Genomic DNA, 17,186 nt, shown 5'->3' with positions numbered 1-17,186 from the left:
CCAGGGTAATTCGTAATTTTTAGTCAATGGACATTGAATTTTCTTCCCCTGCTTCCCCTACCTCCCCTACCTCCCCTGCTTCCCTATCCCCACTCCCCATCTTCACCAAAATTTCCTCGGCTTCATGTCGTCGCATGGCTACTTCTGTAGTTAATCCCACGCGTAGATGTAGGGGGCCTTTCAGCCAGGCTTTGCGGAGTAGCTTTACTTGTTGCCCAACTTTGAAACCCATCGCTTCTAGTCGTCTGTGTAAACCAGATTCTTTGGTGTTAATTGCGGTGATAGTAGCAATTTGACCGGGTTTTAGTATTGATAGTTTTACACTCATGCAACTCCTTTACAGGCGATGATTGACAACTGAAATGTCGTCACAGAATACATTCAACAGCAATACTGCTTTACCCGTTGTCTTCTTTGTAGCTTTATTAGGAATTAGCACTGATATCATGTCCGCTTGATTATTTATGAAACCCGAAGAACCCCACCCCGCCACAGCTACGCTTTGTCTCCCCTCCCCGTTCACGGGGAGGGGTTGGGGGTGGGGTTCAAAGACTGTTAGAAGCATAACTAATAATCCGAACCTGATTTAACTTGGGTAATTGCAGTTAAATTTATTCTACTTCTTGAGAATTATTTTTAATACATTCAATGGAATTTCTGCACAACCTAAATTTTTGGTTAAGAATTGCTTAATACATCAAAAAACAGTAGAAATTTGGGAAAAATAGAGTATAGATTTATGTCGAAAGTATTAGTTTGTTTATAATATTTAAAATTACTTGCGTTAGTAAAAAATTAACTAGCAATATTATTAAATAGACTTAGTTTTTCAGTTCGCTGTTATCCTAGCTCTGCGGTGAATTAGTTAAAGGTTAGTGGGATGTTGAAATCTCTTGTAGGATGAATCCCCACCCATCACATCGCTACAAAACTATGAGGGGGAAATCATGATGACGATCGCCACAAAATCAGCAGCAGTCCAGGGGAAAATTACGCCAGCCCAGGGAATTGACTATTGTGTAGTGCATAAAATTCCAGGTAGGGTAAGATTTCGCGTCCCCTTACTAGCCCATGACCCCCATTATGCGGAACGTCTACAAGATTTACTAGAGTCTGACAGCCGCATTACAAAAGTGCGTGTGAATTGCCCGGCTGCTTCTATTGCCATTCAATATCAATTATCTGATGCTAATACTGATTTGATCTCAGCATATTTAGTGCGGATGCTGCAAGTAGCCAAGACAAGTCAACCAGTAAAAGGCAAAAAGCCACAAGTAGAAGCAACAGCAGATGCTGGGTTAAAATTACCTGCTTTCGCTACAGTTTTGGCTTTATTGGGGTTGGGTTTGCCGATTCCCCCGGCGATGATTGCTGCAACTGTCGCACTGGCGGCTGTACCCATTGCTAAACGTGCCTATGCCAGTATCACCCAAAAACAGAAACTAAATATAGATTGTCTGGATTTAATGGCGATCGCCTTAACTTCTAGTCAAGGAAATCTCCTCACCCCGGCTTTGGTGATGACACTGCATGAAATTGGGGATATGATCCGCGATCGCACCGCCAGAGTTACCGAAAATAACGCCGCCGATTTACTCGATTCCCTCGGACATTTTGCATGGGTACAACAACCAGATGGACAGAAAAAACGCATCTTAGCCATAGAAGTGCAACTAAAAGATACAGTAATTGTTTATCCCGGTGAGCAAATACCCGTAGATGGTCAGATATTGCGTGGTAAAGCTTTAATCGACCAGCAAAAACTCACAGGCGAATCAATGCCAGTCATGCGCGAGGTGGGACAATCGGTTTATGCTTCTACCCTAGTCCGGGAAGGAGAGATTTACATTCAAGCAGAACGTGTGGGGAATGCTACCCGTGCAGGGGCAAGTATTGAGTTAGTCCAACAAGCCCCCGTTCACGACACCCGCATGGGGAATTATGCCGCCACGGTTGCAGATAAAGCCATTATGCCTGCGTTGATTTTCGCGGGACTAGTATTAGCCGCTACAGGTAGTCCAGCTAGGGCTGCATCTATTCTTACCCTCGACTTTGTAACAGGTATTCGCGTTTCCTTACCGACAACATTCTTAGCCGCATTACACCACGCTACTAGACACGGGGTTCTCATTCGCAGTGGTCATGCGTTAGAAAAATTGGCAGAAGTAGATACTTTAGTCTTTGATAAAACAGGCACATTAACCAAAGGCGACATTGAAGTTGTGGAAGTAGAAACCGTAGCCGGAAGAACTTCTACCCACAGATTAATAGAACTTGCCGCCGCCGCCGAACAACGCTTAACTCACCCAGTCGCCGAAGCAGTGGTACGTTATGCCGAAAAATTAGGGATAGAAATTCTGTCCCGCCAAGAATTTGCGTATGAAATTGGGTTAGGGGTCAAAGCTAAAATCGACGGTGAAGAAGTCTTAGTAGGAAGCGATCGCTTTTTACGTCAATCTGGTATCCCCTTAGATTGTCTGTATGAAGCCCATCAATGCAACCATGTAGATTGTCCCCAGCATCTCAATTGTCGCATTTCTGCCCATGATTCCTTATTATATGTAGCAGTCAATCAAGAATTCCAAGGCGTAATTTATTACACCGATCCGTTGCGTCCAGAAAGTCCCGCCATCATTCAGCAATTACAAACTGAATACGGCATGGAAATTCACCTATTAACAGGAGATAATCAGCAACGGGCTGTAGCTGTCGCCGAACAATTAGGTATTCCCTTATCCCAAGTTCATGCCGAAGCATTCCCAGAGCAAAAAGCTGATACCATCCTGAAATTACATCAAGCTGGAAAAACAGTAGCATTTACAGGCGACGGCTTAAATGATTCCATTGCGTTAGCCTATGCTGACGTTTCTATCTCCTTTAGTGGAGGTTCAGAAGTAGCCAGAGAAACAGCAGATGTAGTCCTCATGGATGATAACCTCAGCAGTTTTGTAGAAGCAATTGCGATCGCCCGTGAAACCCAAACAGTCATTCAGCAAAATATCGGTTTAGCCGTAGTTCCCAATTTAGCCGCACTCGGACTAGCCACCACCGTAGGACTACATCCCCTAGCGGCGACAGTCGTTCATAACGGTTCAGCCATTGCAGCCGGCTTAAATGGTTTACGTCCCCTCATGCACAGAGATCCGCCGAGGTAATACCAATTCAAAATTCAAAATTCAAAATTCAAAATTAAAGAACTTCTAGTGACTATAGGGAGTGGGGAGTAGGGAAAATAAATTTTCATTGCTCCTTGTGAGTGCAATTCATGGAGTCTCTTGCAAGTCCCTAACTATAGCGTCCTTCTTTGCGCCTTTGCGCCTTTGCGCGAAACAAAAAAATATTTATGCAAGAGTCTAATGATCAAACTTCTACCAGAACATCAGCAAACCATCTTTAACCATGCTGAAACCACTTACCCTGATGAATGCTGTGGGTTAATTTTGGGATATCTGGCGGATGGGGTGAAAACTGTAGTCGAAGTCATACCAACAGCAAATGCTTGGAATAGCGAAGCAGATAACTTTGCTGCGGATAAAACAACCCATAGCACCGAAAGACGATATGCGATCGCACCCCAAGTCATGTTACAAGTACAAAAATCAGCCCGCGATCGCTCACTCAGCATCATTGGTATCTATCATTCCCATCCCGACTATCCAGCCATTCCCTCAGAATGCGATCGCCTGTATGCTTGGCAAGGATACCTATATATAATAGTGTCCGTCCAAAAGGGTGTAGCCGGTGACATCAAAACTTGGAGTCTTGATCACACTCATCACTTTCAAGGTTCGTAGTAAGGACTTTAGTCCTTAGAAAAATCAGGACTAAAGTCCTTACTACAAACTTGCTTATCCATCAATTTAAACTTGACTTTTGACTTGATTAGTCCCCAGTCCCCAGTTTCCTGATAACATAATTTTTAAATATAGAGACAGATATCATTTTTCGATACAATCAATAATCCGCGCTTCCTCATTCAAACTGTTATGCTCAATCCCAATCTGGAAGATATCCAGTTAACCAAAGACGATTACGAACGCTACTCCCGTCACCTAATATTGCCGGAAGTGGGAGTAGAAGGGCAAAAACGCCTGAAAGCCGCCAGTGTTTTATGTATCGGTACAGGTGGACTAGGTTCACCACTACTGTTATATTTAGCAGCCGCCGGTATCGGCCGCATTGGTATCGTTGATTTCGATGTTGTAGATACTTCCAACCTGCAACGCCAAGTTATTCACGGTACATCCTGGGTAGGTAAACCCAAGATTGAATCCGCGAAAAACCGCATTCACGAGATTAACCCCTACTGTCAAGTTGACCTCTACGAAACGCGCCTAAGTTCGGAGAATGCCCTAGATATTATCAGACCTTACGATATTGTCGTAGATGGGACAGATAACTTCCCCACCAGATATCTAGTCAACGACGCTTGCGTATTGTTAGACAAACCCAACGTCTACGGTTCAATTTTCCGTTTTGAAGGACAAGCAACTGTATTTAACTACGAAGGCGGGCCGAACTACCGCGACTTATACCCCGAACCACCACCACCAGGAATGGTCCCTTCCTGTGCAGAAGGTGGAGTCTTGGGTATTCTACCGGGGATGATTGGTGTCATTCAAGCCACGGAAACCGTCAAAATTATTCTTGGTAATAGTAATACCTTGAGTGGCAGACTCTTGTTATATAATGCCCTGGATATGAAATTCCGGGAGTTAAAGCTGCGTCCTAACCCCATTCGTCCAGTTATTGAAAAGCTGATAGACTACGAACAATTCTGTGGTATCCCCCAAGCCAAAGCAGCCGAAGCGCAACAACAGCAAGATATGCAAGAAATAACTGTGACTCAGTTGAAGGAATTACTTGATAGTGGTGCGAAAGATTTTGTGCTGTTAGATGTGCGTAACCCCCACGAGTACGACATTGCGAAAATTCCTGGTTCGGTGTTAGTTCCGCTACCAGAAATTGAAAATGGTAATGGTGTCGCCAAAGTCAAAGAAGCACTCAACGGTCATCGTTTAATTGCTCATTGTAAGATGGGCGGGCGATCGGCTAAAGCCCTAGCTATCCTCAAGGAAGCCGGGATTGTGGGTACAAATGTCAAAGGTGGTATCACCGCTTGGAGTCGGGAAGTTGATCCTTCTGTTCCAGAGTATTAATTTAGACTCCTATTTAATTTGTCATTAAAGTTTCAGAATCCAGGTATCTTGGAGATACGTGGATTCTTGTTTTTGGCAAATTAATTAATGATGGGGGTTTGATGGAGCGTATCTCACAAACCTTAGATACTGAACCATTAAAGTATTAAAATTTATACTATGACACATGATCAACCCTCTGAGCAAAATGGATCTAAATCTACCGCCAATGAAGCTTTCAACCTAGATATACAAGACACTAGAGATGCTTTATTTCCCATCGTTGGCATTGCCGCCTCTGCGGGTGGATTAGAGGCATTTACGGGGGTACTCAAACATTTGCTGACCGATACAGGGATGGCATTTGTGCTGATTCAACACTTAGACCCTAACCACAAGAGTCTGTTGAGCGAGATTCTGGCAAGAACAACTAAAATGCCAGTCACTGAAGTGGAAGACGGCCTAACTGTAGAACCTAACAAAGTATACATTATTCCGCCTAACACTAAGATGATATTGTCTGGTGGGGTGTTGCAACTCACGCCGCGAGAGAAAATTCATGGAAAATATATGCCTGCTGATGCGTTCTTTACTTCATTAGCAGCAGATCGAGGGCGCAAAGCGATCGCAGTGGTTTTATCTGGAGCAGATGGAGACGGTTCACTGGGGCTGAAGGCCATCAAGGCAGCTGGAGGCGTGACTTTTGCTCAGTGTGAAGACACGGCAAAATTTGATAGTATGCCCAATACTGCTGTTGCTACCGGGAATGTGGATTTTGTGCTACCGCCGCAAAAAATCGCCGAGGAACTGGTAAACCTCAGTCGCAATCCTTTTATTTCTAACTCTTTGCCAGTGATCGCGGTTGAGAAGTTGCCCGAACAGGGGGATGCCCTGGCGACTATATTTGTATTACTGCGATCGCAAACTGGCGTTGACTTTAGCCACTACAAGCCCAACACCCTCGATCGCCGAATCCAGAGGCGAATGCTGTTGTATAAACTAGAACGCTTGGAGGATTATGTCGAGTATTTGCAAAATAATCCGAGTGAAATCAAGGCACTCTATGAAGAAATTCTGATCCACGTCACCCATTTTTTCCGCGATCCCGAAGCATTTCAACTCTTGAAAGAGCAAGTCTTTCCTACCATCATCCAAAACAAATCAGCAGAGTTGCCGATTCGGATTTGGGTAGTTGGGTGTTCGACGGGCGAAGAAGTGTATTCCATCGCTATTTCCTTGCTGGAGTTTTTGTCGGATACAGTAACCCAGCCGCCAATCCAGATTTTTGCTACAGATATCAGCGAAATAGCAATTGACAAAGCAAGATTAGGCATTTATGCAGAGAATCAAATGGTGGAAGTCTCACCAGAACGCCGCCGCAGATTTTTTAATGTCATTGAGAGTCGTGGATATCAAATTAGTAAAGCTGTCCGCGAACTATGTGTGTTTGCCAGACAAGATTTGGGCAGTGACCCCCCTTTTTCCAGCTTAGATTTAATTAGCTGCCGGAATGTACTGATTTACTTGGGCGAAACGTTACAAAAACGGATACTACCCATCTTTCATTACAGTCTGAATCCGATTGGCTTCCTGCTGCTAGGTACTTCAGAAAGTACAGGTAAATATTCGGATTTTTTTACTCTGATTGACAAAAATTATAAAATTTATGCCAAAAAACTAACTGCAACTCGGCCACTTCTTTCGTTCGTTACCAGCAATTATCCGATAGTAAAATTGGATCAACCTAACGAGATTAATGAAAATACATCAGATGAGTTTGACTTAGAGAAAAAAACTGACCAACTGATCTTGAATCACTATGCCCCAGTGGGTGTGGTGATCAACGACAAGATGGAGGTGCTGCAATTTCGGGGAGAAATCGATCTCTACCTAAAACTTGTACCTGGGAAACCAAGTATTAACTTATTCAAAATGCTGCGCCAAGGCTTGCTGATCGAGCTACGGGCAACAATTTATCAGGCACAACGGCAAAAAATTCTAGTTAGAAGAGAAGGGTTACGGATTGAAGAGGGCGATCTTTCTAGAATCATCAATCTTGAAGTGATTCCATTTCAGCCGGCGACTGACAAAGAATTCTACTTTCTGGTCTTATTTGAACAAGCCCCAGCCACAGTTAACAACTTCAACACGGTAAATCCTGAAAGCTTAGAACAGGGAGACTCAGCGCGGGAGATTCTTCGGCTCAGGCAGGAACTTGTAACCGCCAACAAAGAGCGGACAGCGGTTCAAGAATATCTGCAAGCAGTCATCCAAGAACAAGAACATATCAATCAAGACCTGAAAGTGGCTAATGAAGAAATTCTATCGAGCAATGAAGAGTTGCAAAGCACCAATGAGGAGCTAGAAACTGCCAAAGAAGAGATTCAAGCAACCAACGAAGAACTCAACACAACCAATGAAGAACTTCGCTCTCGAAATTTGGAATTACACCAAGTTAACAACGATCTCATGAATTTGCTTGCTAGTATCAATATTCCCATTTTGATATTGACAAATGACTTATGCGTTAGACGTTTTACGCCAATGGCGCAACGGCTTTTCAATTTAATTCCCACCGATGCTGGTCGACTTTTGAGCGACATCAGAGCCAATTTAAATATTCCTGAGTTAGAAACTATAATTTTGGAGGTACTTGACACACTCAGCATCAAAGAATTAGAAGTTCAAACCCTGGATGGATATTGGTACAACCTCCGCATCCGTCCTTATCGCACCACAGAAAACCAGATTGACGGTGTAGTGTTGGTGTTAATAGATATTGATGTTCTTAAACGGAGTGCAGTAACCTTAGAACAAGCCCGGAATTACGCTGAAGGGATTGTGGAGACGGTACAAGTGCCATTAATCGTGCTTGACTCTGATTTCCGGGTGAACAAAGCCAATCGCTCGTTTTATGAAACATTTCAGGTTTCACCATTAGAGACAGCGCAATCGCTGATTTTTGAACTAGGAAACGGTCAATGGAATTTGCCCGGACTGCGATCGCTCCTAGAAGACATTCTCGCCAATAATAAGAGTATTAAAAACTGGGAAGTAGAGCATTATTTTGAGCGGATTGGGAAGAAAACTATGCTGCTCAATGGTTGGAAAATTATACAACAGGGAGATGATGAAAGGATTTTGCTGGCGATTGAAGATATCAGCGATCGCCAGCAGTTTGAGTTAGAGCGATCGCAATTACTAGCACAGGAGCAGTTAGCCCGTCAAGATGCAGAAACTGCTAACCAAGCTAAAAATGAATTCCTGTCGAACCTCTCTCACGAACTGCGTAACCCGCTCCATACTATACTCGGCTGGGCGCAACTCTTCCGTACCCGCAATTTAGATCAAGCAACAGTCACTCGTGCCTGGGAAGTAGTGGAGCGGAGTGCTAAAATGCAAGCTCAGTTAATCGATGATATGCTGGATGTCTCACGGATTACCAGTGGAAAGCTTCATTTAAACACTCATTTAGTTGATCTAGTTTCCGTAGTGGATGCCGCGATTGAATCTGTCCAATTTTCCGCAGAAGCGAAAAACATTCACATTGTTTCACACTTGAACTCAGCCACGGTTGTCGGAGATTTTGATCGCTTACAGCAAGTTATGTGGAATTTACTTTCTAACGCGATTAAGTTCACTCCCACCGATGGGAGAGTGGAAATCACGATCGAATCTGTATATACTCAGGCTGAAATTCGCGTCAGCGACACAGGAATTGGCATCCAGCCAGACTTGCTGCCGTATGTGTTCGATCGCTTCCGCCAAGGAGATTCCAGCAGCAGCAAAATGAGTCAGGGTCTTGGATTGGGCTTGTCAATCGTCCGTCATCTTATCGAACTCCACGGCGGGACAGTTCAAGCGCAAAGTCCAGGCAAGGAACAAGGAACTACGATCACCGTCAGGCTGCCTCTGAGCTTAATCCCTTTGGAGATGACTGCACCAAATTTAGAGCCGAGCGTTGTGTCAGCGACTCTGGATACATTAGATAATCAGATTCCATCCCCTACTCTTGAAGGGCTGTGCATCCTGGCTGTAGATGATCAAGCGGACAGTCGCGATTTAATCAAGCAGATGTTAGAAGACTCCGGGGCTGAAGTAGTGGTTGTTACATCGGCAAAGGAAGCGATCGCAGCTCTCATTGAATCTCCGGGCAAATATGATGTGCTTCTAGCAGATATTGGGATGCCAGAGGAGGATGGTTTCACCCTGATTCGTCACGTTAGAGAGCTTGAGCCTGAAATTGGGGGACAAATTCCAGCCGCAGCAATCACTGCCTATGCGACCGAGCAAGAGCGACAAAAGGCGATTGATGCCGGTTTTCAAGTGCATCTAGCTAAACCGATTGACCTAACCCAATTGGTATTGATGATTGCAAATTTGAGCGATCGCTCCCCTTAAACAGCAAGGAAACCTAGTAACCGAATAGCATTGTTGTTCCTGTATCAACCTCATAGCAGTTCTCGCTTGAGTGAGGTACAAGAACCCCACGCCCAACCCCCTCCTCCGATCGCAAATCAAGTCGGAATCCTGGTTTTTCAAAGCCAGGAGAGTTCAATTTCTTTTAACATCCCCATCAATTTACGCTTACGTCCGTGGATTTCCATCAAATTTTCACGATAACTCGCCCAATGTGCTTGTCTTCCAGATGCTATGTAGGCGGCGCGTGCTTGTTTTAACCATTCAATCGCTTCGCTATAATATTCTGCTTTACCCTCATCCATAATTCTTTCAGCACGGCGGCGAGAGTTAGCAATTACCCAGTCAGGATTCTGAGAAATGGCTACTTCCATGACGCGGTGAACTAAAGCTACATGATAATGACTCAGTTCGCTAACACTTGTAATAGCATCATCAATTAAACCTTCATGTAAAAGTATGTCTACTTTGGCTGCTTGTATTTCCCAATGGTCAGAAGTGCTGATAATTTTCAATAAGTCGGGTTTAATACTCTCCCAATCTTCCCCGGCTAATTCTGCTATTTTTTGATAATCAACAAAGTGGGGCTTAACTTCAAAAGCGGCCTTGAGTGCTAATAAAGCAACTTCACGATTACCCAATTCTAAAGCTAAATCACTTGTCCAAATGCCTAATGCGTACTGACAATTTCCCCATAACTTAAAACCAGTTTGGGCAATTTCCAAAGCTTGCGGTAATGAACCTTGTTCTGCGAGGGTTTTGGCTAAAGCGAAAGCTTCTTCCATTGAACTCATTTCAGTTTGGGCGGCTATCACGGCTTCCTCTACCCTGCCTAAGCGTCCTAACATGGTGAGATAGGCTTGGGTTTGTCCTTCTGCCTGGGCTAAATATAAGTATTCTTGATAGCGTTCTTGATGATCGAGAATTTTCAGGCGAATCATAGCTAAATCATCAGCATAGTCTGGTATTTCTTGTCCCCAAACTCCCCTTTCACTGATGTTTCCCTGGAGAACCTGCATCAATTGCGGATCATCCCAGCCTTGGCGTAAAGCTTCTAAAGCCATCCCAAAATCAGTATTCCATTCGTCTTGCCAAACTTCCAAATTTACTTGAACATCAACCTTTTCTTCTGGGGTAAGTTCGGCACAGAGTATCACCTCACACCAAGCAATATTCAATTCCCAAGCGATTTCATTATTATCACCACCGTATTCTAAAACCTCATCCCAATTTTCGGCACAGGTAGCGGTAATAGCTTCGAGAACTGCGATCGCATTATAACTTTCTCCCTGTTCGCTAAACTCTAAAGCCCCTTGCACCAAACTAAATAATTCTTCTGTCAGGGGATCTTCCTCATACCCCTCCTGAAAATAACTCACCGCCTCCCGCAGAATCTCCTTAATTTGTCCCCGCAAAGCAGGGAGATTCACAGTAATTTGTCGCTCAGATTGGGTAGATAGGGGTTTCGATACAGGGTTTGTCATCCAACTGACGTGTTGATCGATAATATCAATTAGTTGGGGTTCTTCTGCCACCAATTCCTGTACTAGCCTCTGAGTCTGCACAGCATCGAGACGATTTAGTAACTGTTCTAGGGTGGGGCGTTGTTCAATAATGTCTGGTTGACGGGTTAATACCAGTGCCGTCGCCACAATATGTTTACACCAATCATCAAAGTTGTAGGCACAATTACAATAGGCAGAGGCTATGGCTTTGTCATCAAAATTCAAGCAGACTTGATAAGGTTTAGCTTCACGACCTTCAACTTCAGACTGTATCTGCTGACCACGTTGGGTAATTTTGGTCACAGCACCTGATTGAAAATATGCCTCACCGCGTTGAAAAGACTTGGAGTTAGCATAACGACGGACTGTAAATTCACTGATATTGGGAAAAGACATTAAGCGATCGCCTGGAAGAATCCTATAGGTGATTTTAATTCAAGATTACTGGTTCAGCGATCGCCCTGCAAATACTTTCACGGTCATAATGGAATAGGGAATGGGGACTGGGGAAGCAGAGGGGCAGAAGTTCTTTAATTTTGAATTTTGAATTTTGAATTTTGAATTAAGAATAGGGGTTGCACTGATGGCGAGTGAAGTTGAAAATAGATAATGCGAAGCACACGGGGAAACTAACGTGAGTCATGACTTTGATTACGATTTAGTAATTATAGGAGCTGGTGTAGGGGGACATGGCGCAGCCCTACACGCCGTAAGTTGCGGCTTAAAAACAGCGATTATCGAAGCAGCCGATATGGGGGGAACTTGTGTCAACCGAGGCTGTATTCCTTCTAAGGCGTTGTTAGCCGCATCTGGACGTGTGCGGGAACTGCGCGATGCCCATCACTTGAAGTCTTTGGGAATCCAAATTGGCGGTGTAGAATTTGATCGTCAAGCGATCGCAGATCACGCCAATAATCTTGTTTCCAAAATTCAAGGGGATTTAACAAACAGCCTCAAACGCCTGGGAGTCGATATCATCAGGGGTTGGGGTAAACTCGCCGGCACACAAAAAGTCACGGTGACGGGAGACGGTGGCGAAAAAACCATCACCGCTAAAGATATAATTCTTTCTCCTGGTTCTGTACCCTTCGTCCCCCCAGGGATTGAAGTAGACGGCAAAACCGTGTTTACTAGCGACCAAGGCGTGAAACTAGAAACACTCCCGGAATGGGTAGCCATTATTGGTAGTGGTTACATCGGTTTAGAATTTTCTGATGTTTACTCAGCTTTGGGCTGTGAAATCACCTTGATTGAAGCCCTTGATCAACTCATGCCAGGTTTTGACCGCGATATTGCTAAACTCGCCGAACGGGTACTAATTACACCCCGCGATATTGAAACCAAAGTGGGAATCTACGCCAAAAAAGTTATTCCCGGTTCGCCTGTAGTGATTGAATTGGCAGATTTCAAAACCAAAGAAGATGTTGATGTTATCGAAGTGGATGCTTGCTTAGTAGCCACAGGACGCATCCCAGCTACCAAAAATCTCGGTTTAGAATCTGTGGGTGTAGAACTTGACCGCCGCAATTTTATTCCTGTTGACGATCGCATGGCAGTGTTATCAGCAGGTGAAGTTGTACCCCATTTATGGGCAATTGGTGACGCTAACGGCAAAATGATGCTAGCACACGCAGCCTCAGCCCAGGGTATCATCGCTGTCGAAAATATGGTTGGACGTGATAGAACAGTCGATTATCGCAGCATTCCCGCCGCCGCATTTACCCATCCCGAAGTCAGCTATGTTGGCTTAACGGAAACAGCAGCGAAAGAATTAGGACAAACAGAAGGTTTTGAAGTCGCCACCAGTAGAAGTTACTTCAAAGGCAATTCCAAAGCCTTGGCAGAAAACGAAGCCGACGGTATCGCCAAAGTCATCTACCGCAAAGATACCGGAGAAGTTTTAGGCGTACATATTTTTGGCTTACACGCCTCCGACTTAATCCACGAAGCATCCGCCGCCGTCGCTAATCGTCAATCTGTCCAAACCCTAGCCCATTTAGTTCACGCCCACCCAACGCTATCAGAAGTGTTGGATGAAGCATATAAACGAGCAATTGTCTAGGGGTATAAGGGTGTAAGGGTATAGGGGTGTAGGGGTGTAGGGGTGTAGGGGTGTCAGGATATCTTAACTAAGTTCTTTTCTCCTGATCCATGCCCCAATCCCCGATACCCAGTCCCCAGTCCCCAGGAGTTATTTAATTTTGAATTTTGAATTTTGAATTTTGAATTGATTTGTCCCCAGTCCCCAGTCCCCAAATTATGCAAATCCGTCGCCGTCAACCGAACCCGGCTATAAATGTCTCTATATTGCGCTATCAAGCTGCTGTCCCAGATGCAGAACCGCAGCATATCCTAGAGGAAATTGTCTGGCAGAAGGAGATAGAAGTTGAACAAATGCGCGAAAGAGTGCCTTTACGAGAATTGCAGAAGCAAGCACTCACCGCCCCACCAACGCGTGATTTTGTCGCGGCTTTAAAACAAGGTATAACTAAACCTGCGTTGATTGCAGAAGTAAAAAAAGCTTCCCCCAGTAAAGGCGTATTTCGTGAAGATTTTGACCCCGTAGCGATCGCCCTATCCTATCAACAAGGTGGTGCTAGCTGTCTTTCTGTTTTAACGGATAGTAAGTTTTTTCAAGGTAGCTTTGATAATCTATCTAAAGTCCGTAATGCTGTAGATTTGCCGCTACTGTGTAAGGATTTTGTCATCTATCCTTATCAAATGTACTTAGCCCGCTTGCGAGGTGCAGATGCAGTTTTATTAATTGCAGCTATCCTCAGCGATCAAGACTTGCAATACTTCCTCAAAATTGCCAAGAGTCTTAATATGGCAGCATTGATTGAAGTTCACAATCTCGAAGAACTTGACCGTGTATTGGCTTTAGATGGTGTATCTTTAGTAGGAATCAATAATCGTAATTTAGCAGATTTTTCTGTTGATTTACAAACAACTTGCCAAATTTTAGCTGCCAGGGGTAGCCAATTACAGGAAAAAAATATTCTAATTGTCAGTGAGTCAGGATTACATACCCCAGAGGATTTAAATTTAGTCTCACAAGCTGGTGCAACCGCCGTCTTGATTGGCGAATCCTTAGTCAAACAGCCTGATCCAGAATTAGCGATCGCGCGTTTATTTTCCCATTCTACTTGAAAACTATTCAGAGCTGAATTAATTGCGTTAGCGATCGCGGTAGCGTCTCGTAGAAAAGCGGGACGTTAGTCCATTGCGAATTGGTTTTATGTAGGGTGTGTGACGCTGCAAAAGTATTTGAACGTAGTAATAAGACTGATAGCGTCACGCACCAACCATCGATTGTGACACTTGCGTAAGTCCTGAAACAGTAGGGGATCTTTGAGAGAAATCTTCGTGAATGATTCGGGTATATCTGTGAACCCGTCCCTACAGACTCTGGATTTTTGACTTTTGACTGGTTACTGAGCCTGTCGAAGTATTGACTTCCGCAAAGCGGTACTAGGGGCTGCTTAGTTGATTATCTAAAATCTAAGTTAAATATTTATTTTTTGTGTCAAAATTGACTTAATACAAAATAAAAATTACTTAATTAAAACTATCAATTAACTACATGGAGCAAATCCCTCTACCGTCACCCATTCACTACGAACTTATACTCCAACTATTAGAAAGGCAAACCATGTCAGCAGTCAATAATAACCCTGAACTGCGATATCAAGTTAATCAACTAATTATTACTCTCCGTAAAGCAGTAGTCCAACAAAAGCACTTAGAAGAAAGTTGTCAAGGTTCTTCTGTACCAGTAGAACACCGTTGGTCAATTAATCATCAGACTAATTCATGAAAAATATGCAGCGTTTGATCAAGTAAAACATAAAAACATATATGTAGGTAAGATTATGACCCAATCTTTGCCAAAATTACTGACATTTGATGAATTTATTGAATGGTATCCCAACGATGGTAAACGCTATGAATTACGTAACGGAGTAAATTTTGAAATGCCCCCTCCAAGCGGAGAACATGAAAAAGTTGTGGGATTTATAGCCCGTAAGTTAACTGTCGAGTTTGATCGCCTAAACCGTCCTTACACCATACCCAAAACTGCATTCGTCAAAACTCCTAATGCTGAATCTGCTTATTCACCCGATGTATTGTTATTAAATCTAGATAACCTCAGCAACGAACCGCTTTTTCAAAAGCAGTCAACAGTCAGCCAAGCTGCATCTGTGCCATTGGTGGTTGCGGTTGTATCGACTAACTGGCGAGATGATTACTACAACAAATTTGCTGACTATGAGGAAATGGGCATTCCTGAATATTGGATTGCTGATTATGCTGCTTTGGGAGCTAGGAAATTTATCGGTAATCCCAAACAACCGACTATTTTTGTATGTAGTTTAGTTGATGGTGAATATCAAATGACTCCGTTTCAAGGTAACACAGCGATTCAATCACCTACCTTCCCCCAATTAAATTTAACCGCACAGCAGATTTTTGATGCAGCTAAATAATTAATTATTTGATTGATTGGGAAATAATTACCATGACAATCAATTTACCTCTGAAATTGTCACACTTCCCCAATAGTCTACCCTTAGATGGTGCTGTTCGCATCGAGTTGGTATAAAGAATTAATAATAAACTCAAGTTAATTAAAAGACTTGGGTATGGCTTTCGTAACTTTAGTAATTTTCGATTACGCAGTGTATTAAACTGGCACTCTTCTATTAATTCTCCATAAAAGTAACCGAAGAACCATAAAGAGAAAATTCAAAAATAAACCTCTCTATCTGTTAGCCCTCGTAAGAGACAGAGTAGATTTACCATACTTTGATTCTCCTTCATGAGAACTCATATTCTACGCTGTTTCCAACCAATCATAAATTTGTTCTAGTTGGTCTAAAGTAATCAAACCATACTGCCAAAGAATCATCGGTAAAGGCCCCGGATCTTGCTCTCGATGACGCAACGCCACTCCTAAAGATGCTGCTGAAATAGACAAATCTTCCTGTAAGAACCGAATTAGTCGTGAATATGTTGATGGTGACATTTGTAACTCACCTCCTTCCTTAATATGTACCGTCAAGTATTGGTTTCTCATTTATCTGTAGCCTGCAACTATTACTTCACCCGTGAATTTACGATTACCGGATAAACACACTAGTCAATTTAGCTAATTTTCTTAAAAAGGAGGCATATCGTCTGCAAAAACTAGCCAAATCTAGATTTTTCTAGCTCTAACGCTATTCTCCTGGTGATTATTTTGACTAAAAGTGATTCTGAAGCATGGATTTATCTTTGCTACTGTAATGCTTTTTGACTACACATCTAGTAATCAAGATTCCATAGCTAATACTGCCTGATCAATGACTGATTACACTTATGCCAAAAGTAAGATTTTCAGCTATCTAATTCGTTAGGTTGTGATTTTACCTGATAAGTCGTAGGATTTACTATTTTTGAGATTATATTAAATAGTAACCTCAAAATTTGTCGTTTTACGTATACTTGATATATTTTTTACGTAAAACTTATGAATGCCCATTTGCTCTAGCCCTGTGAAGTCAGCTATGCCAAGGTTAATTACGGTAAACCTCGCGTATCTAAAAACTCAATTTTGATACTATCACCTTCCTGAAGATTTAATTCCTTAGCTCGTCCCGATCGCAATTCAATGACTTTATCAATAGGTACTTTCGGGCCATAGTTAGGACAAGGGTCACTAGTGCAAGGCGGGGCAGAAGTTTTAATATACTTAACTACACCATTTTGTAAAAAGACCATATCCAGAGCCACAGGGACATTTTTCATCCAAAAGCTCACCGGTTGTGCCGAGGAAAATTGAAATAGCATTCCCCTATTGTCTGGTAAGGCTGGGCGATACATCAGTCCGAGTGATTGCTGTTCAGGTGTTCGCGCCACTTCTAACTCAATTGTTGTACCATTGGGAACAATTGCCTTGGCAGAAATGGGTAATGTTTGCCCCAATGATATTGGTGCTTGAGCAGTTTTTTCGGGAGATTTAGCTGTTGATTGCACAGAACACCCCATCAAAAAAATACTCAGCAGCATTGGAATAAAAGTTAACCAACGCATCATACAATTTTTAATTTGGTAATTTAGATTTCGATTTTACAGAAATTTCTCA

The 17,186-nt window shown here is 43.1% G+C and carries 12 protein-coding genes and 1 pseudogene; 9 read left to right on the top strand and 4 right to left on the bottom strand.

The features are described 5' to 3' along the window. Positions 1 to 19 precede the first annotated feature (19 nt). Entirely contained in the window at positions 20 to 328 is a 309-nt protein-coding gene (locus L6494_RS23950; RefSeq protein WP_237990222.1) for a FeoA family protein, read from the bottom strand. A gap of 622 nt (positions 329 to 950) precedes the next feature. Between L6494_RS23950 and L6494_RS23945 the strand changes: the two genes are divergently transcribed. The 4 genes from L6494_RS23945 (at position 951) to L6494_RS23930 (ending at position 9,539) form a co-directional block, all read left to right on the top strand. Continuing rightward, the gene (locus L6494_RS23945; protein ID WP_237996252.1) at positions 951 to 3,155 is read left to right on the top strand and encodes a heavy metal translocating P-type ATPase; all 2,205 of its coding nucleotides are present in this window, start codon (positions 951 to 953) and stop codon (positions 3,153 to 3,155) included. Between the two features lie 201 nt (positions 3,156 to 3,356). Further along, positions 3,357 to 3,794, top strand: a complete 438-nt coding sequence (locus L6494_RS23940; protein WP_237990221.1) for a Mov34/MPN/PAD-1 family protein — start codon at positions 3,357 to 3,359, stop codon at positions 3,792 to 3,794. Between the two features lie 192 nt (positions 3,795 to 3,986). After that, the gene (gene moeB, locus L6494_RS23935; RefSeq protein WP_237990220.1) at positions 3,987 to 5,159 is read left to right on the top strand and encodes a molybdopterin-synthase adenylyltransferase MoeB; all 1,173 of its coding nucleotides are present in this window, start codon (positions 3,987 to 3,989) and stop codon (positions 5,157 to 5,159) included. Between the two features lie 159 nt (positions 5,160 to 5,318). Further along, a complete protein-coding gene (locus L6494_RS23930) occupies positions 5,319 to 9,539 on the top strand; it encodes a chemotaxis protein CheB (RefSeq protein ID WP_237990219.1) in 4,221 nt (1,406 codons plus the stop codon). 137 nt (positions 9,540 to 9,676) lie between these two features. Here L6494_RS23930 and L6494_RS23925 read toward each other — a convergent pair whose 3' ends face one another. After that, a complete protein-coding gene (locus L6494_RS23925; protein ID WP_237990218.1) occupies positions 9,677 to 11,458 on the bottom strand; it encodes an SWIM zinc finger family protein in 1,782 nt (593 codons plus the stop codon). A gap of 238 nt (positions 11,459 to 11,696) precedes the next feature. On the opposite strand from L6494_RS23925, the gene lpdA reads away from it, so the two are divergent. The 5 genes and pseudogenes from lpdA to L6494_RS23900 form a co-directional block, all read left to right on the top strand. After that, positions 11,697 to 13,124: a dihydrolipoyl dehydrogenase gene (gene lpdA, locus L6494_RS23920; protein WP_237990217.1), complete on the top strand. Its 1,428-nt coding sequence runs from the start codon at positions 11,697 to 11,699 to the stop codon at positions 13,122 to 13,124. 197 nt (positions 13,125 to 13,321) lie between these two features. Then, positions 13,322 to 14,212: an indole-3-glycerol phosphate synthase TrpC gene (gene trpC / locus L6494_RS23915; protein ID WP_237990216.1), complete on the top strand. Its 891-nt coding sequence runs from the start codon at positions 13,322 to 13,324 to the stop codon at positions 14,210 to 14,212. 433 nt (positions 14,213 to 14,645) lie between these two features. Further along, the gene (locus tag L6494_RS23910) at positions 14,646 to 14,879 is read left to right on the top strand and encodes a DUF5340 domain-containing protein (RefSeq protein WP_237990215.1); all 234 of its coding nucleotides are present in this window, start codon (positions 14,646 to 14,648) and stop codon (positions 14,877 to 14,879) included. 55 nt (positions 14,880 to 14,934) lie between these two features. Then, positions 14,935 to 15,549, top strand: coding sequence for a Uma2 family endonuclease (locus L6494_RS23905; RefSeq protein ID WP_237990214.1), 615 nt, complete (start codon positions 14,935 to 14,937; stop codon positions 15,547 to 15,549). 119 nt (positions 15,550 to 15,668) lie between these two features. After that, positions 15,669 to 15,779: pseudogene (locus L6494_RS23900) on the top strand (transposase); the annotation flags it as partial. Between the two features lie 117 nt (positions 15,780 to 15,896). Here the strand turns inward: L6494_RS23900 and L6494_RS23895 are convergent. Together L6494_RS23895 and L6494_RS23890 are read right to left on the bottom strand one after the other, a co-directional pair. After that, complete coding sequence (locus tag L6494_RS23895) at positions 15,897 to 16,088, bottom strand: DUF2949 domain-containing protein (RefSeq protein ID WP_242039351.1); 192 nt, start codon at positions 16,086 to 16,088, stop codon at positions 15,897 to 15,899. A 533-nt stretch (positions 16,089 to 16,621) separates the two neighbouring features. Further along, entirely contained in the window at positions 16,622 to 17,137 is a 516-nt protein-coding gene (locus L6494_RS23890) for a DUF192 domain-containing protein (protein WP_237990213.1), read from the bottom strand. Positions 17,138 to 17,186 lie beyond the last annotated feature (49 nt).

The organism is Nostoc sp. UHCC 0870 (assembly GCF_022063185.1).
GTDB lineage: Bacteria > Cyanobacteriota > Cyanobacteriia > Cyanobacteriales > Nostocaceae > Trichormus.
This window is presented reverse-complemented; position numbering and strand designations above follow the sequence as displayed.